The 829-nt window shown below is 56.1% G+C and carries 2 protein-coding genes; one reads left to right on the top strand and one right to left on the bottom strand.

Annotation, left to right across the window (positions count from 1 at the left end; genetic code table 11):
* Window positions 1-85 (bottom strand): helix-turn-helix domain-containing protein (locus NP596_RS21655; protein WP_256617446.1); only part of this gene is annotated, 85 nt, incomplete at its 3' end.
* Window positions 86-234: 149 nt separating this feature from the next.
* Here NP596_RS21655 and NP596_RS21650 point away from each other — a divergent pair.
* Complete coding sequence (locus NP596_RS21650; protein WP_256617445.1) at window positions 235-780, top strand: carboxymuconolactone decarboxylase family protein; 546 nt, start codon at window positions 235-237, stop codon at window positions 778-780.
* Window positions 781-829 lie beyond the last annotated feature (49 nt).

Below are 829 nucleotides of genomic sequence, written 5' to 3'. Positions count from 1 at the left end.
GGGTCGCCGCCGGCGCCGACAAGCCAAGCCGCCGTGCGCCGCCGGCAAAACTTTGCGCTTCCGCCACCGCCACGAAGATGGCCATCAGGGTTAAGCGGTCCATATATTATTCCTGTGTTTGCAATAATAAATTCTATTTTATGAGTATTCTTCCGATAAATGAAATTGGCTACAGTAACGTCACCTGTTTAGCAGGCAACAAAACCGATCGTTCACTATAACTGGAGCATAACCATGAACCGTATTAACGTCGTCACCACGGAAACCGCCAACAGCGAGCAAAAAGCCTTGCTGGATGCCATTCAATCGCAATTGGGCATGGTGCCCAATTTTTTAAAAGTATTCGCCAATTCGCCGGCGGCTCTGCGCGCCTTTCTGGGTTTGCACGGCATAGCCAACGACGGCAGCCTGGATCCGCAAACCCGCGAGCGCATCGCCGTAGCGGTTGCGCAGCAGAATGCCTGCGAATATTGCCTTTCCGCGCATACGGCGATAGGCCATAAAGCCGGCTTAAGCCATGACGAGATAAGCGAGAATCGGGCCGGCAACAGCCGGGACGCCAAAGCCGCCGCCGCGCTAAAGTTTGCCCGCTCGCTGGTGGACAATGGCGGCGATGTCACCACGGCCGAACTTGGCGAGCTGCGCCATGCCGGTTACGACGATGCGGAAATCGTCGAAATCATCACTCATGTCGGCATGAATATACTCACCAATCTGATCGGCAAAGCCAGCCGGGTGGCGATCGATTTTCCGCGAATCGCCTTGAAACAGGCGGCTTAATAGCCGCGCTGAAAGCCGGAGCGGGCCGCGGTTCGCCCGCTCCGGCTTT

The sequence above is a fragment of the Methylomonas rivi genome (assembly GCF_024505165.1).
Classification (GTDB): Bacteria; Pseudomonadota; Gammaproteobacteria; order Methylococcales; family Methylomonadaceae; genus Methylomonas; species Methylomonas rivi.
This window is presented reverse-complemented; position numbering and strand designations above follow the sequence as displayed.

Excerpts from the sequence above, each read along its gene's own strand:
- NP596_RS21650 (WP_256617445.1), top strand. The coding sequence starts at position 235 with ATGAACCGTATTAACGTCGTCACCACGGAAACCGCCAACAGCGAGCAA.